The following is a 21,209-nucleotide window of genomic DNA, read 5'->3' as shown; positions in this document are numbered from 1 at the left end:
GCGCGGGGCTGCTGGAAGGATCATGGTCATGACGACTCTGAGCGACAAGGCCACCACATTCCTCGCCCTGCACCGGCCCGGCGACCCCGCGGTACTGCCGACGGTCTGGGATGCCTGGTCGGCGGGGCTGGTGCAGGAGGCCGGGTTCGCGGCGCTGACCATCGGCAGCCACCCGCTGGCGGATTCGGTCGGCAAGGCCGATCAGGAGGGCATGGACTTCTCCGGCGACGTCCTGCGCCGGGTCGGCGAAATCACCTCGGCCGTAGACATTCCCGTCTCCGTCGACCTGGAATCCGGTTACGGCCAGGAACCGGCGCGGCTGATCGAGGGGCTGCTCGGCGCGGGTGCGGTCGGCTTCAACCTCGAGGACACCGTGCACGCCGAGGGCGGGCGGCTGCGCGCACCACAGGAGCACGCGGACCTGGTCGCCGCGCTGCGCCAGGCCGCCGACGCGACCGGCGTGCACGTGGTGATCAATGCCCGCACCGACCTGTTGCTGCGCCAGATCGGCGACGCCGGGGACCGCCTCGACCGCGCCATCGCCCGGCTGCGCCTGGCCGCCGAGGCCGGCGCCGACGTGCTGTACCCGGTCGGCCGCCACGAGCCCGACGACCAGCGCCGCCTCTGCGCCGAACTGCCCTTGCCGGTCAACGCCATCGGCCTCCCGGACCAGGACGACCCGAAGACCTTCGCCGAACTCGGCGTAGCCCGGATCAGTTTCGGCCCGTTCCTCCAGCGCACCCTCAACACCGAGGTGAACCGGCTGCTGGGGCGCTGGCGGTGAGCCCCTCTCCTACGCGGCAGAGGTGACCGTGCCGTCCCAGGACGGGTAATCGGTGTAGCCCTCGGCGGTGCGGCCGTAGAGGACGTGCTCGCGGATCGGGGCCAGCGGCAGCGCGTGGGTGATCCGGTGCACCAGATCGGGATTGGCGATGAAGGCGCGGCCGAACGAGACCAGGTCGGCGTGGCCCGAACGCAGCGTCTGTTCGGCGGCCGCGGCGGAGGTGGGCGCGCGGTTCTCCCCCACATTGGCGATCAGCGTGCCGTGCCAGCGCGGGCGCAGATCGGCGAGCGCGGGGTAGTCGTCGCTGTCGGTGAGATGCAGGTAGGCCAGCTCGCGGCGGTCGAGTTCGGTGACCAGCAGGCGGTACAGCGGCGCCGGATCCCGTTCGCTCATACCGAATTGCGGATTTCCGGGCGAGAGCCGGATCGCCGTGCGTTGCGAACCCGCCTCCGCCACAACGGCATCGGTGACCTCCAGGGCGAAACGCAGCCGATTGATCGGGGAGCCGCCGTAGTCGTCGTCGCGCAGGTTGGTGTTGTCGGCGAGGAACTGGTGCACCAGATAGCTGTTGGCGGCGTGGATTTCGACACCGTCGAACCCGGCGGCGACGGCGTTGCGCGCGGCCGCCGCGTAATGCTCGACGGCCGTGGCGATCTCGGCCCGCGTCATGGCGCGCGGCACGAGCGATTCGGCCTTTCCGCCGTCGATGAGATGCAGCACGTCCCCGTCCGACACCGCCGACGGACCGGCCGGCAGCGTCCCGTCGATGCGGGCCAGCGGATGTCCCTTGCGCCCACCGTGCATGAGCTGGGCGAAGATTCGGCCGCCGGCCGCGTGCACCGATTCGGTCACCCGTCGCCAGGCCACCACGTGTTCCGGCGTTTGCAGGCCCGGCACCCAGGCCTCGCTCTGCCCGCTGGAATGCGGCCATATCCCCTCGGTGACGATCAGTCCCGCCGTCGCGCGCTGCGTGTAGTAATCCACGACGTCCGACGTGGGCGAGCCGTCGGGATGCGAACGCAGCCTGGTCATGGGGGCCATCACCACCCGGTTCGGCAGGGCACGGTATTCGGTCAGCAGCTTCATGCGCGTACCGTAAAACCTGACATTGATGTCAGGTGCAAGGATTGATTCATGCGAATCGGTGAACTGGCGCACCGGACCGGAGTGAGCGTCCGGTCGCTGCGCTACTACGAGAGCCGCGGCCTGCTGGCCGCCACCCGCACCCCCGGCGGCCAGCGCGACTACCCGGAATCGGCGGTGGACCGGGTGGTCCGCATCCAGGAACTGTTCGCCGCGGGCCTGCACAGCGCCACCATCGCCGAAATGCTGCCCTGCATCCACGACGGCGACGGGACGCCCAGCGCGCTCGCCACCCCGTGGCTGACCGAGACGCTGACCTCCGAGCGCGCCCGCATCGACGCCTGCATCAAGGACATGCATCGCGCCCGGGAGGTCCTCGACGGTGTCATCCGCGCGGCCGAGGGCTCCCCGGCCGACTAAGTCCGGGTGCCGAGTCGCACGGGATCGGCGGCGTCATCGGCTCGCGACAGACTCTGCCGCATACCGGTTTTCGCTTGCGGGCGCGGCGTGCGAGTCCTTCCGACCGGCGCGCCGGGACGCCAGCACCATGCCCAGCACCCCGACCGCGAGACCCGCGATCGTCAAGGGCCGCAACGGTTGTCCGATCAGCAGCCAGGCCATGACGGCGGTGACGGCGGGCGTAGCGAAGAACAGCTTGCCCACCCGGGTGGTGTCCCAGCGGCGCAGCATGGCATTGAGCAGCAGGAACGCGCCCATCGAATTGATCAGCACCATCCAGACCATCGCACCGGCGAAGCGGCCCGGGTCACTGATGTGAAAGTCGTTGTGCAGCACGGCGATCAGTCCCGCGACGGGCACGCTCGCCAGCACGTGCACGGCCGTGGAGCTGCGTGAGTCGATGGTCGGCGTGAAGCGCTTCTGATACACGGTGCCCAGGCTCAGCCCGAGCAGCCCACCGACACACAGCAGCAGCCCCGCGAGCGAGAACGCGGACTGGTCCGCGACGGCCAAAGCCACTCCCACGCCACCGATCCCGAACCCGAGCCACTGCCGCGCGGTGACCGTCTCCCCCAGCACGCGCCCGGCGAACAACGCGATCACCACCGGGTTCAGCCCCTGCACCAGCGAGATCACCGCTGCCGAGACGTGGTCGGCCATCGCGGTGTAGAACGCGCCGAACTGGATCAACTGCATCAGCAGCCCGGCGACGATCGCGTGCCCCAACTGCCTACCGCGCGGCCACCGCGCGCCCACGAACCGCGCGTACAACGCCAGCGCCACCGCGGCCGCGCCGAATCGGACGAACAGCACCAGGAACGGCGGCGCCGCGCCCACGCCGATGATTCCGGCGATGAACGCGCTGCTCCACATCACGACGAAGGCCGCGGGCGCGGCCGTGTCCATCAGACGATTCTGCACCGGACCTCCCGAGGTAACCATCCAGACCGGTTACTACCGTCGCAGTCGCGGACGTAACCTGTCAAGGTGGTTACTATCGGTGGGGTGTTCACCTTCGTCAGCGGCAACCCGGCCTTGGACTTCGCCGGCACGGTCGCCGCCCGGACCACCGATCACCTGGATCGGCTGGTCACCCCGGCGGATCTGGCCCGCTGGCTGATAACCGCCGACCTGCTCGACGCGGTGCCCGACTGCGACGAGGCCGCCCTGCGGCGGGCCGTGGCGGTGCGCGAGGCCGTCTACCGCCTGGCACTGGCCGCGCTGCGGGGCGAGCCGTCCGACGAGTCCGACCGCGCGCTCGTCAACGACACCGCACGCGGCGAGCCGCCGCTGATCGCGCTGCTACCGGACCACACCGTGCGCCGCACCGGCACCGTGGATTCGGCCCTCGCGGCGCTGGCCCGCTCGGCCGTCGAACTGCTCGGCGGCCCCGACCGCGGGCGAATCAAGCAGTGCGGCCGCGACAACTGCACCCGGCTCTACATCAATACCTCGCGCGGCGGCACCCGGCGCTGGTGCGATATGGCCCGCTGCGGCAACCGCGCGAAGAGTGCCGCCTTCCGCGCCCGGCACGGCGGATCGTAGTCAGCGGAATACCGAAACCAGTTCGCCCCGAGGGTAATTGGGCACCGGCACGGGCTCGCGACGGCGACCGCGTGGCTCGGCCCACAGGAAGACGAAGAAGAACACCACGAGCAGCAGGGCCCGTCCCCACACGCCGAACTGCACGACATGCTTCTCGATATCGGCCGGGTCGCCCGACCCCAGGGCATAGAAGTAGCGGAAGACCCCGATCCCGATCGCCGCGTCGGCGAGCAGATACCCGCCCACCGCCGCCCACGGAACCCGCAGCAGCACCAGGAACGGAATCAGCCACAGCGTGTACTGCGGGGAATGCACCTTGTGGAACAGCAGGAATCCACACAGCATCGCGGCGCTGACCCCGACCCACGGGAAGGCCGCGCCCGCGCTGTACCGCTTCCAGCCCAGCCACACCGCCAGCAGGAACGACACCAGCACGAGCACCGGCGACGCCGCCGATACCACCTCCTGGAACGACTCCTCGCTGCCCGGCGCCTCGCCGAACAGGGGTCGCAGTCCCCAGTACCAGATCGAGTTGGTGGTGATATCGGCCTGCCGCAACTGCTGGAAGGTGATCGAGGCGCGCCAGCCCTCGTAACCGGCCAGGGCGAAGGGCAGATTGATCGCGACCACCGTGCCCGCCGCGGCGGCGGCCACCGCGAGCGCGCCGCGCACGTCGTAACCGCCGGGCCGGTCCGCGTCCTGCTCGTCGCCGCCCTGCCCGGCGCCGCGGGTCAGCACGTAGATCAGCAGCGGCAGCACGAAGATGCCGGGATACAGCTTCAGGCAGAAACCGATGCCCAGCAGCACGGCGGCCGCGATCGCGCGGGCCCGCAACGGGTATCGAGTCAGCGCGGTGACCACATAGACGGCCGCCACCGACGTCCACACGACCGGCAGCTCCCAGTTGTGGAACGCGTAGAGCAGCAGCGGCGGGCCCACCGACCACAGCAGCGCGGCCGGACCGGACAGCCGGCCCAGCATCCACGCCGTCGCCAGCGCGAACGGAGCCAGCAGCAGCGCCGAATGCAGCAGGAACACCGCATCGTCGGTGGCGCCCGCCGCGCCGAGCCACATCAGCAATCCACTGAGTACCGGGTATTCCACCGCCCCGCCGGTCAGCGTGCCGTCCGAGGTGATGCCGCCGCTGATGTACGGAAAGACGTGCTCGTTGATGCTGCGGCCGAGCCACAGGAACTGGATGTCGGAGTAGCAGACCTCGGCATCCTTGATCTTGTCGAACATCTCGCTGCGGCCGTCGGCGTCGAACGGGCCGACCGCGCAGCGCGCCTTGTTGAAATAGGCGAACACCAGCATCACGCCGCACAGCAGCGTCGCTGCGACGGCGGCGGCCCGGCCTCCCGGGCGCGCGGTATCCGCTCGGTTCGACATGGGACCACGATATGTGGCGCACCCCGTGCGCGTCCGCATTCCTTTTCGGACGGAGATCGATTTCGTCGGCGAACACCAGCTCATGTAGCCTTGGCGGGTTGCTGACGCGACGACCCTCCTGCCCACGGAACGTCCGTGGGCCGTCCTTAGTCCACAGGAGGTGATGGGTTCCCGTGCGTCAATACGAAGTGATGGTCATTCTCGATCCCAATCTGGATGAGCGCACCGTCGGTCCGAACCTGGACAAGATGCTCAGTGTGATCTCGCAGCAGGGTGGCAAGGTCGACAAGGTCGACATCTGGGGCCGCCGCCGGCTCGCGTACGAGATCGCCAAGCAGAACGAAGGCATCTACGCGGTCGTCGATCTCACCGCCGAGCCCGACACGGTGAGCGAGCTCGATCGCCAGCTGGGGCTGAACGAATCGGTGCTGCGCACCAAGGTGCTGCGCAACAACAAGAAGTAAGCCCCTCTCGGAGAGCGAACCGCACTCGTAGTCGTCGGTGCCTGTCTCTAGGCTCTAGCGCAACACACGAGTGCACGGCGGACTGCACCGAAGAGCAGGAGGAACCATGGCTGGCGACACGGTCATCACCGTCATCGGAAACTTGACGGCCGACCCGGAACTTCGATTCACGCCCGCGGGGGCCGCGGTAGCCAATTTCACCGTGGCATCGACACCCCGCGTGTTCGACCGTAATACCAACGAATGGAAAGACGGCGAGGCGCTTTTCCTGCGCTGCAACATCTGGCGTGAGGCTGCGGAGAATGTCGCCGAGAGCCTGACCCGAGGCTCGCGCGTGATCGTGAGCGGACGGCTCAAGCAGCGCTCCTTCGAAACCCGCGAGGGCGAGAAGCGCACGGTCGTCGAGCTCGAGGTCGACGAGATCGGTCCCTCCCTGCGCTACGCGACCGCGAAGGTCAACAAGACCTCGCGCGGTGGTGGTGGCGGTGGCTTCGGTGGCGGCTCCGGCGGTGGTGGGGGCTACAACAGCGGCGCCAACGGTGGCGGTCGCGGCGGGCAGCAGCAAGGCTCCGCCGGCGGCGAGGACCCGTGGGGCAGCGCTCCCGCAGCCGGCTCCTTCGGGGGCGGCGCAATGGACGACGAACCGCCGTTCTAGAACGGCTTTCATCGGGGCCCACGGGCTCCCAGGCATGACGGAGTAGAAAACAATGGCCAAAGCACCGGCGCGCGAAAAGGTGCTGAAGAAGAAGGCGTGTGCCTTCTGCAAGGAAGCGAAGAGCGGCACCGTCCAGATCGATTACAAGGACACGGCAATGCTGCGGAAGTTCGTGAGCGATCGCGGCAAGATCCGTGCCCGCCGCGTCACCGGCAACTGCGTGCAGCACCAGCGTGATGTCGCCGTCGCGGTCAAGAACAGCCGCGAGGTGGCGCTGCTGCCGTACGTGTCCACGGCTCGCTGAGAGGGAGGCACACGACGATGAAGCTGATTCTGACTGCCGATGTGGACAACCTCGGTGCGCCCGGCGACACCGTGGAGGTCAAGGACGGTTACGGCCGCAACTTCCTGCTGCCGCGCGGCCTGGCCATCCCGGCCACTCGCGGTGCGCAGAAGCAGGTCGAGGGCATCCGCCGGGCGCAGGACGCCCGCCGCGTGCGCGACCTCGACCACGCCAACGAGCTGAAGCAGGCCATCGAGAACCTGGAGTCGGTGTCCCTCGCGGTGAAGACCGCCGGCACCGGCAAGCTGTTCGGCTCGGTCACCCCGTCCGACGTCGCGGGGGCCATCAAGGCCGCCGGCGGCCCGGTCGTGGACAAGCGCAGCATCGAGCTGCCGAAGGCGCACATCAAGAGCACCGGCAAGCACGGTGTCGTGGTGCATCTGCACCCGGATGTGGCGGCCAAGTTCGATCTGCTGGTCGACGCCTCCGAGTAATACCGTTTGTGGGAAACCACCTCCGCGCCGATCGGTGCGGAGGTGGTGTTCCGCTGCGCGGGTGTCTGCGTTTGCTATTCGTTAGCTATTCTTGGGGCGCGCAGGCCTGGGTACGGTCGGCAGATATTCCGTATCGCTTTAACCCCAGTTCGGGATGGTTTGGGGAAAACTCGGCAAACCGACCATTCGCAATGTGATCCACGCCATATCCCGATAGAGCTCTGTTAACCCAACACGCCCGGCCGTTCATCTTGGCCGACACGCCGATGCACTGTTAATCCACAAGTGCACAGGCGCTATAAACGGTTCCTACCTGTGTGGTATCGGATATCCGCGCGCACTTTCCCCAGGTAATACACATGGGCTGCACAACAGCGGGTGAACAGTCCCCAGTTTGTCCACAGGTGGATGCACAGGGCGGTTTGGTAGTCCACAGTTCGGTCCCTTAGGTTCTTCCCGGTGTCGTGATCCCACGCCCCGTACACCGCGATTTCGCGAGCCTCGCAGAACGCTCCATCGGTTTGCTGATCGCCGCCCGCGAACTGCGGCAACCCCCGGCAGCGTCGCCGCGCGGCAATCCGAACGTGTCGGTGCCCGGGCGTACAAAGGGGGCTCGATACTCTCGGTGCCGCGAGCGTGATGAGAGAGGACGGTCGAGTCGGGTGGCAGTCGTCGATGATCGCGGGCACTCGGAGTACTCCGACTCGCAAGGGGAGGATTTCGGCCGCCAGCCGCCGCACGACATGGCGGCCGAGCAGTCGGTGCTCGGCGGCATGCTGCTGTCCAAGGACGCCATCGCCGACGTCGTGGAGGTGGTGCGCCCCGGCGACTTCTACCGCCCCGCCCACCAAGCCGTCTACGACGCCATCCTCGACCTGTACGGCCGCGGCGAACCCGCCGACCCCGTCACCGTGGCCGCCTCGCTCGACCGCCGCGGCGAACTCAAGCGCATCGGCGGCCCCCCCTATCTGGTCACCCTGACGCAGACCGTCCCCACCGCCGCCAACGCCTCCTACTACGCCGAGATCGTCGCGGAGAAGGCGATCCTGCGCCGTTTGGTCGAGGCCGGCACCCGCATCGTCCAGTACGGCTACGCCGGCTCCGACGGCCAAGACGTCGCCGAGGTGGTCGACCGCGCCCAAGCCGAAATCTACGAAGTCACCGAACGCCGCTCCAGCGAGGACTACATGCCGCTGGAGGAACTCCTCCAGCCCACGATGGACGAGATCGACTCCATCGCCAGCCGCGGCGGCATGTCCCTCGGCGTCCCCACCGGCTTCACCGAACTCGACGAGGTAACCAACGGCCTACACCCCGGCCAGATGATCATCGTCGCCGCCCGGCCGGGCGTCGGGAAATCCACGCTGGGAATGGATTTCATGCGGAGTGCTTCGGTGAAGCACGGGTTGGCGAGTGTGATCTTTTCGCTGGAGATGAGTCGGACCGAGATCGTCATGCGGTTGTTGTCGGCGGAGGCTCGGATCAAGCTCGGGGATATGCGGTCCGGGCGGATGAGTGACGACGACTGGACTCGGTTGGCGCGCCGGATGAGTGAGATCAGCGAGGCGCCGCTGTTCGTCGACGATTCGCCGAATATGACGATGATGGAGATTCGTGCGAAGGCGCGGCGGCTCAAACAGCGCCACGATCTACGCCTGGTCGTGGTCGACTACCTCCAGCTGATGACCTCCGGCAAAAAGGTCGAATCCCGCCAGCAGGAAGTCTCCGAATTCTCCCGAAGCCTCAAACTCCTCGCCAAGGAACTAGAGGTCCCCGTCGTAGCGATCTCCCAGCTGAACCGCGGCCCCGAACAACGAACCGACAAGCGCCCCATGGTCTCCGACCTGCGCGAGTCGGGTTGTCTGCCCGCGTCGACGCGGATTCTGCGGGCCGATACCGGTAGCGAGGTCACGCTCGGCGAGTTGATCGCCAGTGGCGAACAGCCTTTGGTGTGGTCGCTGGACGAGCGCATGCGAATGGTCGCCCGCCCGATGGTGAAGGTCTTTCCCAGCGGCCGGAAAGAAGTCTTCCGCCTGCGCCTGGCTTCCGGCCGAGTCGTGGAGGCGACGGGCAACCATCCCTTCCTGACCGTCGACGGCTGGATTTCGCTGGACAAGCTGCGAGTCGACGATCGCTTGGCAACACCCCGCCGGGTGCCCGAACCGGCACACACCGAGCGGATGCCCGAGGCCGAGGTAATTCTGCTGGCCCACATGATCGGCGACGGGTCGTGCGTGAAACGCCAACCGATCCGTTACGCGAGTGTCGGCGGGGCCGACCTGTCCGCCGTCGTCGCGGCGACAACGCATTTCGAAAAATATGTGCCCGCACGAGTATTCGCTCTACCGAACGACCAGGTAGCGCTGTTCCTCCGACACCTGTGGGCGACGGACGGTTCGGTCCGATGGGATGAGAAGGGTCGTCAAGGCCGGATCTACTATGCCTCCACCAGCCGACGTCTCATCGATGACGTCGCGCAGTTGCTGCTTCGGCTCGGTGTGCAAGGTCGAATCAGGCGAGTCACGAAGCCGGGCTACCGGGACTGCTGGCATCTGAGCATCGACGGCGCGGAGAATCAGGCGAACTTCTTACAGGACATCGGTGTACACGGCGCCCGCGGCATACTCGGCGAACAAGTACTGCGGGAACTCGAGTCGATGATCCGCAATACGAACGTCGACACGGTTCCCAAGGAAATCTGGAACAAGGTCCGAGACCTGCTCGCCACGCAGCACATCACGCACCGCGATTTCTCGGCGGCCATGGGGTCCCGTTTCTGCGGCTCTGCCATGTGGAAGAAATCCCCCAGCCGATCCAGACTGGCCCGGGTCGCCGCCGTCCTGGAAGACGCCGAGATCGAGATGTACGCGACGAACGACGTCTTCTGGGATCGGATCGTGGAGATCAGCAGCCTCGGCGAGCAGGACGTATACGACGGAACAGTCCGCGGGACGCACAATTTCGTGGCAGACGGCGTCTCCGTCCACAACAGCCTCGAGCAGGATGCCGACATGGTTATTCTTTTGCATCGGCCCGATGCGTTCGAGCGGGACGATCCTCGGGGTGGTGAGGCGGACTTGATTCTCGGTAAGCATCGAAATGGGCCTACCGCGACCATCACCGTGGCGCATCAGCTGCACCTCAGCCGTTTTGTGGATATGGCGCGCGGGTGAGTGGTTCTGTCGTTGGGCCAGGACGGCTCTCTGGTTCCGTCCGCTGACTGGAGCGGAGGGCTGTCAGTTGGTTGCGATCGGTGTGATGACGGGGATATGAAGCTGTGTTTCGATCGGGGTGTAGAGGTCTATGTGTTGTTCGGTGGTGGTTAGCGAGATTAGTAGTGCGTAGCGCACAGCGGTATCTCGTCTGTCGGGCGATTTGCTGTTCTTCCACCAGCCGCCGACGGGGTATACTGCGATCGAGTTGCATTCGGCGAGTTCGCTTGCCAAGCCGTGCCATTCATCTTGATGCAGCGAACCGAAACAGCGCTGTTGTTCCCCGAGGAGCCATCGGTCGGACTTGGGGCTGGTTCTGGGTGCGCCGTCTTCGTCGGATTGTGCATCTCGATTGATGCGTGCGATGAAATCGCTCCGCTTCTCCAGCGGTCCTTGCAGGTCGAATCGCAAAGAGTGTGATGGGTAGGCGTACCTTCTGCGCCAGCCCCGGCGCGACGCTGAAGGTTCTATGAAGTAGGACAGCGTTATTCGTAGGCGGACATCGGCAGCCGCGATTGCTCGGAGTGCATCGGCGGGCCAGGGCAGGGTATGAAGCCGGAACTGGCGCATGGTGTAGTCGTCGCCCTCGAACGGCACGAATTGGTCCTGGGTGACCATGGTGACAGCGCGATGTGTTGAGTTCAGGACCGCGTCTTCGGTCGGGACGCCCCATCCGTAGCGGCGAAGCAGTTGCAGGCGAGCGTTTTTCAGTTGATCGGCCTTCACCTCCTCACTCATTGCGGACGTCCATTCGGCACAGTGAGGGAGCAGCCCTCGCACGGTTTCGGGCCAGTAGTCGGGATAGCGGCACATGGCGAGAGACGCGAGCCGGGAGGCCTGCGCGGTAGCCGCGCTTGTGGCGTTGGCCGAGGTCAGTGCGCTGTCGTGGGCGTGGCCTGTGGTCCGCAGCGACAACAAGGCGTGTCGTGGTTCGAAGGTCTGTGCTCCGTCGGTGAGGACATTGCCGCCTTCCATGCAGATATCGGGTTTGATCGGCCACTTGCGTTGGTTGAACATCACCGACGTGCGGCTGTGCGGCGACAGCTGCCCGGCGCCCGCCATCACCGTCCAGCCGTCGTATTGTGGATGAGCCGGAGTCGCTGTCAGGTCTGTGTACGCGCCGACAGTCAGGGCATTCCACGCTTGCCCCGGGTCTTCGATCGCCGAGGTGTCGCTATTGACGCGGTGGTCGAGGTCGTACCGGTCGACGTTGCCGGCGGCGACGATGATTAGCCGCGCTGCATCGGGGTCCGGTGCGGAAAGCAGCCGGAATTGCTCGCCGACATGGGTCGAGTCGCTACCGACCGCGAGCGCATCGACCGCGGCCGACCACAGGGTCGGTTCGCCTGGGTTGTCGGGTTGTGTACTGAGTGTGAGGCAGAATACCCGTCGTCTGGGGTTGGTGATCTCGGGAAGCGTAACTGCCTGCACGGTGGCACTGCCGAAGTCGATTGGGGCGATAGCTCTTTCGTGCGGTGCCGGAGCCATTCGGACCGATTCGAGGCGATGCTGAAGTCTGATGACGCTGTTTCCGGTCAAATGTGGTTCCAGGTTTCCGAACAGCGCGAGGCCTGCCATGGACGTGCCATGCCCCGACGGGTGCACGTCTGTTCCGGAGGTGCCGAGGATGGTGTGGTGGTCGTCTTCGGACAGTGAGTCGCGCAGCAGTACGTGGCTCCGTAGCACCCCGGTATCGAGATGACATACTGCGGGCGCGTCATGAGGTGCGGCAGTCACTCGACTTGCCAGGTCCTGCACGTATTCGATGGTCTCGTCGGCAGAGAGGTCTTCGACGGTGTCGATAAACTCGGGTGAGCGGATTTCGGCGAGAGGGATGCGGGTGTAGGTCAACAGTTCGAGTTGTTGCCAGGTGGCTTGTACCCACACCACGACACGGTCGCGGAGAAGGATGGACCGATGGAGGGAACGCAGTCCGTTGGCTTCGACGAACCGGTCCAGGTCTTGCGCATGTTCGGAAGTCGCGTCGAGCCAGATCTCCCACCAGGTGGTTCCGTGCTGCGGGGGTGTGCCTGCTGAGGTCCATAGGTCATCGAGTACGGCACGGCGGATCCTGGAGATGTTTGCCACCAGTTCCCGGTTCTTGGGATTTCCTTGAGACGTTTCGGCGTCGAGGTAGTCCTGAAACAGCTTGAGGAATTGCTGGCGGTAGGCGTCAGCGACCCAGACCGTCGCCTGCTCGGGGGTATCAGGCGTCGCCGGGTGCACCGACAGCAGAATCCATCGTGGCCTGCGCTCCCGGTGGGAGGTTCTGCTGGTCAACGATTCGACCTTCAAGGGGTAGTCGGTGCCGGGGCTGCCTTCCAGCACGACGATTGTTCCCAGTGCCCGCAACTCGACATCGCTGAGGTTCAGCAGGTCGCGTTCGGCGTCGAAGGTCGCGAATGCCTGACCCGCCTCGCTCTTCAGTTTGCGACCGTGACGGCTTCGCCCGACAGACTGTACTTTGGCCTTACCTCCGCCGGAGCGTCGGAAGCGTTCGGATGCAGCGTGCCCGGATATGTAGAGGTGGTCCAGGTACTGGGGTTCGTCAGCCAAGGCTGGCCGTTCGCCGCGCGATGAGAGCAGCGATGATGTCTTCGCGTCCAACCTGCAATTCACGACGCATCAGCACGGCCTTCGCTGCTGACTCGGCGGCTTTCACCAGTTCGGCGTGGCTGAGCCCGGCCGTGTAATCGCCGAGCTTGTTCATCGCCGTCCCTGTCGCGAGCGAGCCAAGGCGAGCGCGGATGACTGCGGCAGCCTGTCGTGAATCGGGTAACGAGTAGGTCAGGACCACGTCGAAACGACGGAATAGAGCCTTGTCGAGGATCGCGCGGTGATTGGTCGCAGCGATGACGATCGACTCTGGACTGGCTTCCTCGAGGAACACGAGAAACGAGTTGAGTATGCGACGTGCTTCCCCCACGTCGTTGCCCGATCGGTCGGCACCCAGCGCGTCGAACTCGTCGAACAGATACACCGCCCGATGCTGAGAAACCGCGTCGAAAACGATTCGCAACTTGCCGGCGGTTTCTCCCATGAACTTTGACAGCAGGCTGTCGAGCCTGACGGTGAACATCGGCAGGGACAACTCGGTAGCGAGCACCGACGCTGTCATCGTCTTCCCGGTGCCTGGGGGGCCTTCGAGCAGCAGGCGGTGAGCTGGCGCAAAGCCATGATCGAGCAGGTTCTTGCGCTGACGTTGTTCTGCGATGACCTGTTTGATCTGGGTGAGCAGATCGTTCGGTGCGATGAGGTCACGGAGATGAACTTCAGGCCGGGACGTCTCGACCAGTTCGGCTAGCTCACCGCGGGACGGCACCAGTTTGGTCACATTGGCCAAAGGCGTCCGCTCGCGGGAGGCGTCGACAGCCTTCTTGATGTCGCCTGCGAGGACGTGATGGCCTCGCCGAGCTTCCCGGGCAGCTATCTGGAGCGCGACCGAGTAGAAGGCGGCGTCGTCGCCGGAGGCATGGCTACGGACCATGGCAGTGATGTGATCGCCTGAGGCAGCCACGCCGTCACCTCCTGCCTCGACGTTTCGTTTACTCTATTGTCCCTCATTGGAGTCGGGCCTCATCTTACGATGCCACGACAGCCAGAAACACAGCCTTCCGCTCGCAGTGGCCTGTCCGGTTCTTCACGCTGACTCCGGCTGGTGTCCGTGGCTGCGGTTCGGGGTCGCCTCAGGCTTTGTCGAGAGGCTCCAGATGCCGAGGAAATGCCACCGTTTTGAGACTGGAGGCGATGGCGGCCGCGTGAGACTGAACGTCAATCCCAGGTCACAGCATCGGGAGATGCCACGACTTTTGAGACCCTACAGTTAAACCGCAATGGCTACCGTTCGGTGAGGCGGCGCATGCGGGTGTTGAGGTATCGCTGTTCGGGGACGCTGGCGGTGAGTTGGGCGGCGCGGCGATAGCTGGCGATGGCCGCGGGGTGGTCGCCGATCATTTCCAGGAGGTGGGCGCGTACCGCGTGGGTGCGGTGGTGGCGGCGCATCGACGGGTTGTCGAGCAGGGGTGCGATCAGGTCCAGGCCTTGCCGGGGGCCGACGGCCATGCCGAGGGCGACGGCTCGGTTGAGGGTCACGATCGGGCCGGGTGCGACGCGGTCGAGCATGGCGTAGAGGATGCTGATCTGCCGCCAGTCGGTGCTCTCCCAGGTGGGGGCCTCCGCGTGCACGGCGGCGATCGCCGCCTGCAACTGGAATCGGCCGACATGGCCGCGCGGCAGCACGCGCTCCAGGATCGCGACGCCTTCCGCGATCAGGTCCCGGTCCCATCGGCTGCGGTCCTGTTCGCCGAGCGGGATCAGGTTGCCGTCCTCGGTGCGGGTCGCCGCTCGGGAACTGGTGAGCAGCATGAGCGCGAGGGCGCCGGCGACCTCGTCGTGATCCGGTATCGCGCAATGTAATTGGCGGGTGAGTCGGATCGCTTCATCGGTCGCGCTCCAATCCACCAGCGCCCCACCGGCCGAACGGGTGTGGCCCTCGGTGAACAGCAGATGGCACACATCGAGCACGGACGCGATGCGCGAGGGCAGTTCGGATCGGCTCGGGAGTTCGAACACCGCACCGGCCGACCGCAGCGTCGACCGGGCCCGGGTGAGACGTTGCGTCATGGTGCGTTCGGGAACGAGGTAGGCGGCGGCGATCTGAGCGGTCCCGAGGCCGCCCACGGCGTGCAGGGTCAGCGCGACCTGCGAGGAACGGCTCAGGCTCGGGTGGCAGCAGAGCACGAACATCCGCAGCACGTCGTCTTCGTCGCCCACCGCCTGGTCCGCCGGCGGCGCGAAGCGCGAGTCGCCGGGCTGTGCGGCGGTCACGGCCTCTTCGCGCCCGGCCCGTGCCCGGTCGGCTCGCAGCCGGTCGATCAATCGGCGCGACGCCACGGTGATCAGCCAGCCGCGCGGATTGGCGGGCTCCCCGTCGCGGGGCCACTGCGCCGTGGCCGCTTCGGCCGCCTCCTGGGCGGCGTCCTCGCAATCGCCGAGGTCGCCGTGCCGGCGCAGCAGGGCGGCGAGGACGTGCGGCGACTCCTGCCGCCACACGTCCTCCACCACGCTCATTGGTCGTCGCCGCCCGGCCACATCGCGGGCCGCAATTCGACGGTTTCACCCGGACCGGCGAATTGCGCGGTGATCTCCTCGGCGCGGGCGTGGTTCTCCACGTCGATCAGGAAGAACCCCGCCAGATGCTCCTTGGCCTCCGAGTACGGACCATCGGTCACCAGCGGTTTCCCGTCGGCCCACCGATACAGCCGCGACGACTCGGGCGCACCGAGGGCCTCGCCCGTCACCAACTCGCCCCTCTCTTGCAGCTCGCCGAGCAACTTCTCGAAATCGGAGTTCACCCGGTCTCGTTCCGCCTGCGACATCGCCTGGTACTCGGGCAGGTAGTCGCCCGTCGGATGTCCCCAGGGTTGCGGATTGGAGTGAATCAGGATCACGTACTTCATCACGGCTCCTTCACGATCGAGGATGCGCCCGGATGACCCATCCTTACCCGAAACGTCGGAGCGCACCTCCCGATGTCGACATCGCCGTCGCGATCGCCTGGACGAGTCGGGTTCGACGTGGGCCGTCAGGTGCTGTGCAGGAACAGTTCCAGTGCGGTCAGTAGTTCGTGGGGTGTGTCCTCGGGGGTGAAGTGGCCGGCGTGCGGGAGTTCGATGACGGGGGCGTCCGGGTAGGCGAGCCGGAAGGCCGGGATGATGTGGCGGGGCAGTAGCGCGGTGTCCCGCATGCCCTCCACGAGAATCGCGGGCTTCGCGCGTAGTGCGGCGACGGCCTGGGGATCGGGCGGGGTCGGCGCGGCGGCGGGGTCCGGGACGACCAGTTGCTGGGGAAAGCGGAGCACGCCTTCGCAGTCGGCGCGGCCGCCGAAATGTTCGGCGTAGGCGCGGATCCAGGTGGGCGTGACGATCTCCGGCCGGGCGATCGTCTGCAAGGCGAGCATGAGGTGGCAGACCGTGGACCCGGCATTGCCCAGAATCTGTTCCAGCGCGCCGGTTTCCTGGGAGGACATGGCCCACCGGAACCACGTGCTCTCGGCGAGGTTGGCGGCCATCAGCTCGTCGTATCCGGGAAAGCCCAGCGGCACAACGGTATTGGTGGCGAACAGGCGCGCTACCCGGTCGGGGTGGCGCAGCGCGAACCCGGCGCCGATGGGACCACCCCAGTCGTGCATGACCAGTGTGATGCCGGTGAGGTCGAGTTCGTCGGCGAGCAGCGCGGTGAGGTTGTCGATGTGCTCGTCGGCGAGATAGCCGCGGCCGGCGGGGGTGGCGCTCTTGCCGAAGCCCATGTGGTCGGGCACGACCACGCGGTGGGTGCCCGACAACGGGCCGATGAGGTGCCGCCACAGGTATCCCCAGGTCGGTTCGCCGTGCAAGAGCACGATCGGTGCACCGTCGCGGGGGCCGACATCGACATAGTGCTGCCGGAATCCGGCCGATTCGGTGAAGCGAGCGGGGAAAGGCCAGGTGCCGTCGAACGTTTCGGTTGCCGCGATCATTCGTTCCTCCGTGGTCGTTTCGGTCGGGACACACGGTAGGAGCGGGTCACTGACAGGTGCTGTCAGTGAAGGGCGCGGATGTTGAAGGAACTGTCGGTGGCGGCCGCCAGACTGGGGTGGTGCGAGCGAGCAGATTGCTGTCGATCGTGTTGTTGTTGCAGGCGCGCGGCCGAATGACGGCCGGACAGCTGGCACGGGAGTTGGAGGTGTCGGACCGGACGGTCTATCGCGACATGGAGGCGTTGAGCGCCGCGGGCATTCCGCTCTACGGCGAGGCCGGGCAGGACGGCGGCTACCGATTGCTGGACGGCTACCAGACCCGCTTGACCGGGATGACCGCCGCGGAAGCCGAGGCCCTGTTCCTGTCCGGACTGCCCGGTCCGGCGGCCGCGCTGGGGCTGGGCGCGGTACTGACCACCGCCCGACGGAAGCTGCTGGCCGCACTGCCGGAGCCGGTACGCGCCCCGGCCGAGCGCATGACGCAGCGATTCCACCTCGACACCGACCGGTGGTATGCCCGCCCGGAGGGTCTCGCACACCTGAACGACGTGGTGGCGGCGGTGTGGACACAGCACCGCCTGCACATCGAATACCTGCGCTGGGCCGAGCCTCGATGCGTGCGGCGCACCCTCGACCCGTACGGCCTGGTCCTCAAGTCCGGCCACTGGTATCTGATCGGCGCCGCCGGAGGGGACATCCGGACCTACCGGGTATCGCAGATCGTCACGCTGCGGGTCCTCGACGACACCTTCGAACGCCCCGCCGAGTTCGACCTCGCGCGGCATTGGCAGGACTCGCTGGGCGAGTTCGACGCCCGACGCCGGCGGGGAACGGCCACCGTGCGGATGTCGGCACATGTGCTGGACCGCCTCGACCATCTGCTCGATCCGGATCTGGTGCGTGCCGCGCGCGATACCGCCCGCCTCGAACGCGACGGGTGGTCCGTTGTGGAGATCCCGCTGGAGACCCTCGAGCACACCGCGGGACTGTTGCTGCGCCTGGGCGCGGAGGCCGAGGTGCTGCACCCGCCCGCCCTGCGGCGGTACCTGGGCGAGGTCGCCGCCGCGTTGGTCCGCACCTATCACCCTGGCCCTGAGGAGCCCGTTCATGTCGAGAGTTGATGCGACAGCCGGCGGACGAACTCGGTGGCCATCACCGCTTGGCCGGAGGTGGAGAAGTGAATCCGGTCGGCGCTCAACAGGTTTGCGCGGTCGTTGAAGGGGTGATCCCACATGTCGATGACCACGGCCTCGTATTCGGCGGCGAGGCGACGGGTCATGGCGTTGATCGCGCGGATGCGCTCGGACCAGTCCGGGAAGGCCGGGACGACGTAGGCGCGGCCGAGAGTGAAGGTCGTCAACAGGGCGCCGGTCCCCGCCGCGAGGTCGTACATGCGGCGCATCGCCTTTTCGATCATGTCGAAGTCCGGGTCGCGGCGCAGGATGTCGTTCGGTCCGCTCGGCAGGTGCAGCAGATCGGGGGCGAATTCGAGCATGCGGTCGAATTGGCCCGCTACGGTCCGGGCGGTGGTGACGCCGTTCTCCGCGGTGTTGAGGTATCGCAGGTCCGGGCGCACCCGTCGCAAGATGTTCGCCACCCGGTCGGACCAGCCCTGGTCGGCGTAGCCGGGCGTGGGGTCGCCGGTACCGGCGGACAGGCTGTCGCCGACCACGCCGAACCGGCGCCACGGGGCGTCGAACAGCAAGGCCGCGGAGGTCAAGGGCGGCAAGCAGAAAGGGTCGGTTTCTTCCGTCGATGTCGACCAGGTCATGATCATTTACCCGAGTTCGTCCGGGGCCTGATGCCGAAGGCCGTTATCGCGCTGACGGCGGCCGCGAGGGCGACAAACCACCAGCCGTGCCGGAAGGCGGTCAGCATCCGGTCGGAGGCGAGCGACCCGACGAGGGCGATCAGAACGGCGACGCCCAGGACATAGCCGAGCTGGCGGGCGGTGTTCACCACCGCACTGCCGGTCGCCGACCGGTCCGGCGGCAGATCGACGGCGGCGGAGGCGATCATGCTCGGCAGCGCGAGACCGATGCCGACACCGGAGATCATCCACCCGGGCAGTACCTCGGCGGCGTACCGCACGGGCATGGCGGCGCTGGTCGATACCAGGAGCACGCCCCCGGCGAACAGCAGATTTCCCACGGCGACAACGGTTCCCACCGGAATTCGCCGGATCAGTCGCTGGCCGACGGCGGCGAAGATCGGCACCATGATCGGCCCCGGGACGATGGCGAGCCCGGTTTCGATGGTGCTGAAGCGGGCCCCGTTCTCCAGCCACATGGCGATGCTGAGGAACCACGCTCCGAACGCGGTGCAGAACGCGAGCACGGTCACGTTGGCCCACAGGAACGTCGGCACCCGGAACAAGTCTGGCGACACCACCGGCTCCGGATGCGACCGCATCCGCAGCACGAACAGGACCAGGCTCGCCCCGGCGACCACGAGCGCGCCGAGCGTCGCCGCGCTGGTCCACGACCATTCGCCGCTCTGCACCAGACCCAGCGACAACGCGCCGATCGCGACGATCAGCAGCGCTACTCCGAGCAGGTCGGGCACCCGCGCCGACACTTGCGGGCGCAGGTCGGGCACCAAACGCAGCGCGGCGATTCCGGCCGCCAGACCGACCGGCAGATTGACCAGGAACACCCAGCGCCAGGACAGCTCCACCAGCGCGCCGCCGACCACGGGTCCGAACGCCGCGGCGAAGGAACTCGTTGTGGCCCAGACCTTTACGGCGCCCGGCACGCGCGCCGGCGGCAGCACCGTGAGCAACAGCCCCAGACTGGCGGGGGTGAGCGCGGCGGCGCCGACCGCCTGCAGCACTCGGAACGCCACCAGCGCCCACAGCGTCGGCGCGACGGCACAGGCCAGGCTGGCCAGCGTGAAAATGGTGAGTCCGACCAGGAATCCGGTTCTGCGTCCCCATCGGTCCGCGAGCCGCCCGGCCGGAATCAGCAGTGCCGCATAGACGATCGCGTACCCGTTGAGGACCCAGCTCAGGTCGGCCAGCGAGGAACCGCGGTAGGACTCGCCGATCGCGGTGAACGCCACGTTCACGACGAATACGTCCAGCATCGCCATGAACGCGGCCGAGCACAGGATCCACACGATCGCGGTCGAATGATCCCGTCCCGGCCGCTGTGCCGTGGGTTGGTCCGTCGCCGCCTCGGCCACTACGTCATCCATCAGGCGTCCCTTCTCGTCCGCGCCGTTCGTCGGCCAGCAAAGCATACGACCGTACGTACTTATAAAGCAACGGGCGATCAGTCGCCGAGAAAACGCACCAGCTCGTCGGTGACGAACCGCGGGTTCTCCTCGACCAGCCAGTGCCCGGCATGCGGGACGTCGACCGCGCGCACGATGGCGGTGATGCGCGGGGCCACGGTGGCCCGGACGGCGTCGAGTTGCCCCTGGGCGGTCATGAGCAGTGTGGGCGCCCGGGTGGGTGCCGCCGCCACGGTGTCGCGGACGTCTCGGTCGAGGGCGCGATACAGCTCGAACCCGCCCGCCAGGGCCTGCGGCGCGCTGTATGTGCGCGCGTACTCGTCGATCTCGGCGGGCGTGAACGGGGATCGGTCGGACGTTCCGCCGAATGCCGTGCCGCCGAAGGAAACCTGTGGATAGAACAGTGCCAGGTAGTCGCGGACGTCGTCGCCCACGACCGCCTCGGGCACGCGGCGCTGCGAGTGAAAGGCGATGTGCCAGCTCATGTTCCGGTATGTGGCGGCATCGACGGCCGGCCCCGGCAGCGGCAGGTCGAAGTAGCCCAGACGCGTTGTGTCCGAAGGGAACCGGCTGGCGTACTGGAACGCCACCGCGGCGCCGAAATCGTGCCCGACGACGGCCGCGTCCCGAATACCGAGCCGCTCGGCGATCAGCGTGTGCACGTACCGCGCGAGCGTGGCCTTGTCGTATCCGGTCGGCGAACCGGTGCTGTCGCCGAGGCCGGGCAGATCGACCGCGTAGACGGTGTGGTGTTCGGCGAGCGCGGGCATGATCGGCCACCAGCCGTACCAGGTCTGCGGCCAGCCGTGCAGCAGCACCACCGGACTGCCGGTGCCACCTGTCACGTAGTGCATGCGCACCCCGTCGACGTCGGTGAACTCGTGCCGAAAAGTGTTCTGGAACTGCGGATCAGCCCGGGTGGCGGCGGCGTAGGGCGCGACCCGTTCCGTAGCCGGTGCGCCGCATGCCGCGGTGCCGATCGCCACCAGAATGGCCACCAGCACGGTGACCGGAGTGCGTGCGGATCGAAGAGGGCGTGGTCGCGTGGTCATCGAGGCTCCTTCTGTCGGATGCGCTCGAGTCTCGCCAG

The 21,209-nt window shown here is 67.0% G+C and carries 20 protein-coding genes; 9 read left to right on the top strand and 11 right to left on the bottom strand.

The features are described from left to right. Positions 1-28 precede the first annotated feature (28 nt). Positions 29-784 carry an isocitrate lyase/phosphoenolpyruvate mutase family protein gene (locus ACFMRZ_RS23205; RefSeq protein WP_400180727.1) on the top strand — a complete coding sequence of 252 codons (756 nt, stop codon included), beginning with the start codon at positions 29-31 and terminating at the stop codon, positions 782-784. 9 nt (positions 785-793) lie between these two features. Here ACFMRZ_RS23205 and ACFMRZ_RS23200 read toward each other — a convergent pair whose 3' ends face one another. Further along, a complete protein-coding gene (locus ACFMRZ_RS23200) occupies positions 794-1,870 on the bottom strand; it encodes an alkene reductase (RefSeq protein ID WP_400180726.1) in 1,077 nt (358 codons plus the stop codon). Positions 1,871-1,918: 48 nt separating this feature from the next. On the opposite strand from ACFMRZ_RS23200, the gene ACFMRZ_RS23195 reads away from it, so the two are divergent. Beyond that, a complete protein-coding gene (locus ACFMRZ_RS23195; protein WP_400180725.1) occupies positions 1,919-2,287 on the top strand; it encodes a MerR family transcriptional regulator in 369 nt (122 codons plus the stop codon). Between the two features lie 33 nt (positions 2,288-2,320). Here the strand turns inward: ACFMRZ_RS23195 and ACFMRZ_RS23190 are convergent, their stop codons facing one another. After that, complete coding sequence (locus ACFMRZ_RS23190; RefSeq protein ID WP_400180724.1) at positions 2,321-3,247, bottom strand: DMT family transporter; 927 nt, start codon at positions 3,245-3,247, stop codon at positions 2,321-2,323. 66 nt (positions 3,248-3,313) lie between these two features. On the opposite strand from ACFMRZ_RS23190, the gene ACFMRZ_RS23185 reads away from it, so the two are divergent. After that, positions 3,314-3,871 (top strand): CGNR zinc finger domain-containing protein, encoded by a 558-nt coding sequence (locus ACFMRZ_RS23185; protein ID WP_400180723.1) that lies wholly within the window; start codon positions 3,314-3,316, stop codon positions 3,869-3,871. Here ACFMRZ_RS23185 and ACFMRZ_RS23180 read toward each other — a convergent pair whose 3' ends face one another. Continuing rightward, positions 3,872-5,185, bottom strand: coding sequence for a hypothetical protein (locus ACFMRZ_RS23180; RefSeq protein ID WP_400182949.1), 1,314 nt, complete (start codon positions 5,183-5,185; stop codon positions 3,872-3,874). A gap of 248 nt (positions 5,186-5,433) precedes the next feature. Here ACFMRZ_RS23180 and rpsF point away from each other — a divergent pair, with 248 nt between their 5' ends. The 5 genes from rpsF (at position 5,434) to ACFMRZ_RS23155 (ending at position 10,329) form a co-directional block, all read left to right on the top strand. Further along, positions 5,434-5,724, top strand: a complete 291-nt coding sequence (gene rpsF, locus ACFMRZ_RS23175) for a 30S ribosomal protein S6 (RefSeq protein WP_280272231.1) — start codon at positions 5,434-5,436, stop codon at positions 5,722-5,724. 106 nt (positions 5,725-5,830) lie between these two features. Then, positions 5,831-6,379, top strand: coding sequence for a single-stranded DNA-binding protein (locus tag ACFMRZ_RS23170; RefSeq protein WP_280272232.1), 549 nt, complete (start codon positions 5,831-5,833; stop codon positions 6,377-6,379). 52 nt (positions 6,380-6,431) lie between these two features. Next, positions 6,432-6,683, top strand: a complete 252-nt coding sequence (gene rpsR, locus ACFMRZ_RS23165) for a 30S ribosomal protein S18 (RefSeq protein ID WP_187685871.1) — start codon at positions 6,432-6,434, stop codon at positions 6,681-6,683. Between the two features lie 17 nt (positions 6,684-6,700). Then, positions 6,701-7,156 (top strand): 50S ribosomal protein L9, encoded by a 456-nt coding sequence (gene rplI / locus ACFMRZ_RS23160; protein ID WP_280272233.1) that lies wholly within the window; start codon positions 6,701-6,703, stop codon positions 7,154-7,156. Between the two features lie 662 nt (positions 7,157-7,818). Continuing rightward, positions 7,819-10,329 (top strand): replicative DNA helicase, encoded by a 2,511-nt coding sequence (locus ACFMRZ_RS23155; protein WP_400180722.1) that lies wholly within the window; start codon positions 7,819-7,821, stop codon positions 10,327-10,329. A gap of 63 nt (positions 10,330-10,392) precedes the next feature. Here ACFMRZ_RS23155 and ACFMRZ_RS23150 read toward each other — a convergent pair whose 3' ends face one another. From ACFMRZ_RS23150 to ACFMRZ_RS23130, 5 genes are all read right to left on the bottom strand, one after another. Further along, entirely contained in the window at positions 10,393-12,924 is a 2,532-nt protein-coding gene (locus tag ACFMRZ_RS23150; protein WP_400182948.1) for a S8 family peptidase, read from the bottom strand. After that, the gene (locus ACFMRZ_RS23145; RefSeq protein ID WP_400180721.1) at positions 12,917-13,885 is read right to left on the bottom strand and encodes an AAA family ATPase; all 969 of its coding nucleotides are present in this window, start codon (positions 13,883-13,885) and stop codon (positions 12,917-12,919) included. The genes ACFMRZ_RS23150 and ACFMRZ_RS23145 overlap by 8 nt, the downstream gene beginning before the upstream one ends. Before the next feature lie 320 nt (positions 13,886-14,205). After that, positions 14,206-15,438 carry an RNA polymerase sigma factor gene (locus tag ACFMRZ_RS23140; protein ID WP_400180720.1) on the bottom strand — a complete coding sequence of 411 codons (1,233 nt, stop codon included), beginning with the start codon at positions 15,436-15,438 and terminating at the stop codon, positions 14,206-14,208. Further along, positions 15,435-15,827, bottom strand: coding sequence for a YciI family protein (locus ACFMRZ_RS23135; RefSeq protein WP_280272238.1), 393 nt, complete (start codon positions 15,825-15,827; stop codon positions 15,435-15,437). The genes ACFMRZ_RS23140 and ACFMRZ_RS23135 overlap by 4 nt, the downstream gene beginning before the upstream one ends. 125 nt (positions 15,828-15,952) lie before the next feature. Continuing rightward, positions 15,953-16,885 (bottom strand): alpha/beta fold hydrolase, encoded by a 933-nt coding sequence (locus tag ACFMRZ_RS23130; protein ID WP_400180719.1) that lies wholly within the window; start codon positions 16,883-16,885, stop codon positions 15,953-15,955. A 119-nt stretch (positions 16,886-17,004) separates the two neighbouring features. Here ACFMRZ_RS23130 and ACFMRZ_RS23125 point away from each other — a divergent pair, with 119 nt between their 5' ends. Then, positions 17,005-18,006: a helix-turn-helix transcriptional regulator gene (locus tag ACFMRZ_RS23125; RefSeq protein ID WP_400180718.1), complete on the top strand. Its 1,002-nt coding sequence runs from the start codon at positions 17,005-17,007 to the stop codon at positions 18,004-18,006. Here ACFMRZ_RS23125 and ACFMRZ_RS23120 read toward each other — a convergent pair. From ACFMRZ_RS23120 to ACFMRZ_RS23110, 3 genes are all read right to left on the bottom strand, one after another. After that, positions 17,991-18,614, bottom strand: coding sequence for an SGNH/GDSL hydrolase family protein (locus tag ACFMRZ_RS23120; RefSeq protein WP_400180717.1), 624 nt, complete (start codon positions 18,612-18,614; stop codon positions 17,991-17,993). The two genes, ACFMRZ_RS23125 and ACFMRZ_RS23120, sit on opposite strands and share 16 nt — an antisense overlap. A 44-nt stretch (positions 18,615-18,658) precedes the next feature. Beyond that, positions 18,659-20,080: an MFS transporter gene (locus ACFMRZ_RS23115; protein WP_400180716.1), complete on the bottom strand. Its 1,422-nt coding sequence runs from the start codon at positions 20,078-20,080 to the stop codon at positions 18,659-18,661. Positions 20,081-20,157: 77 nt separating this feature from the next. After that, positions 20,158-21,171, bottom strand: a complete 1,014-nt coding sequence (locus tag ACFMRZ_RS23110; RefSeq protein ID WP_400180715.1) for an alpha/beta fold hydrolase — start codon at positions 21,169-21,171, stop codon at positions 20,158-20,160. Positions 21,172-21,209 lie beyond the last annotated feature (38 nt).

The organism is Nocardia sp. N2S4-5, assembly GCF_044628355.1.
Classification (GTDB): Bacteria; Actinomycetota; Actinomycetes; order Mycobacteriales; family Mycobacteriaceae; genus Nocardia; species Nocardia wallacei_B.
This window is presented reverse-complemented; position numbering and strand designations above follow the sequence as displayed.

Bases quoted from the DNA above. Each gene is read 5' to 3' on its own strand.
- ACFMRZ_RS23130 (WP_400180719.1), bottom strand. From the start codon at position 16,885: ATGATCGCGGCAACCGAAACGTTCGACGGCACCTGGCCTTTCCCCGCT.
- ACFMRZ_RS23110 (WP_400180715.1), bottom strand. From the start codon at position 21,171: ATGACCACGCGACCACGCCCTCTTCGATCCGCACGCACTCCGGTCACC.
- ACFMRZ_RS23200 (WP_400180726.1), bottom strand. From the start codon at position 1,870: ATGAAGCTGCTGACCGAATACCGTGCCCTGCCGAACCGGGTGGTGATG.
- ACFMRZ_RS23170 (WP_280272232.1), top strand. From the start codon at position 5,831: ATGGCTGGCGACACGGTCATCACCGTCATCGGAAACTTGACGGCCGAC.
- rplI (WP_280272233.1), top strand. From the start codon at position 6,701: ATGAAGCTGATTCTGACTGCCGATGTGGACAACCTCGGTGCGCCCGGC.
- rpsR (WP_187685871.1), top strand. From the start codon at position 6,432: ATGGCCAAAGCACCGGCGCGCGAAAAGGTGCTGAAGAAGAAGGCGTGT.
- ACFMRZ_RS23195 (WP_400180725.1), top strand. From the start codon at position 1,919: ATGCGAATCGGTGAACTGGCGCACCGGACCGGAGTGAGCGTCCGGTCG.
- ACFMRZ_RS23205 (WP_400180727.1), top strand. From the start codon at position 29: ATGACGACTCTGAGCGACAAGGCCACCACATTCCTCGCCCTGCACCGG.
- ACFMRZ_RS23180 (WP_400182949.1), bottom strand. From the start codon at position 5,185: ATGCTGGTGTTCGCCTATTTCAACAAGGCGCGCTGCGCGGTCGGCCCG.
- ACFMRZ_RS23140 (WP_400180720.1), bottom strand. From the start codon at position 15,438: ATGAGCGTGGTGGAGGACGTGTGGCGGCAGGAGTCGCCGCACGTCCTC.
- ACFMRZ_RS23115 (WP_400180716.1), bottom strand. From the start codon at position 20,080: ATGGATGACGTAGTGGCCGAGGCGGCGACGGACCAACCCACGGCACAG.
- ACFMRZ_RS23135 (WP_280272238.1), bottom strand. From the start codon at position 15,827: ATGAAGTACGTGATCCTGATTCACTCCAATCCGCAACCCTGGGGACAT.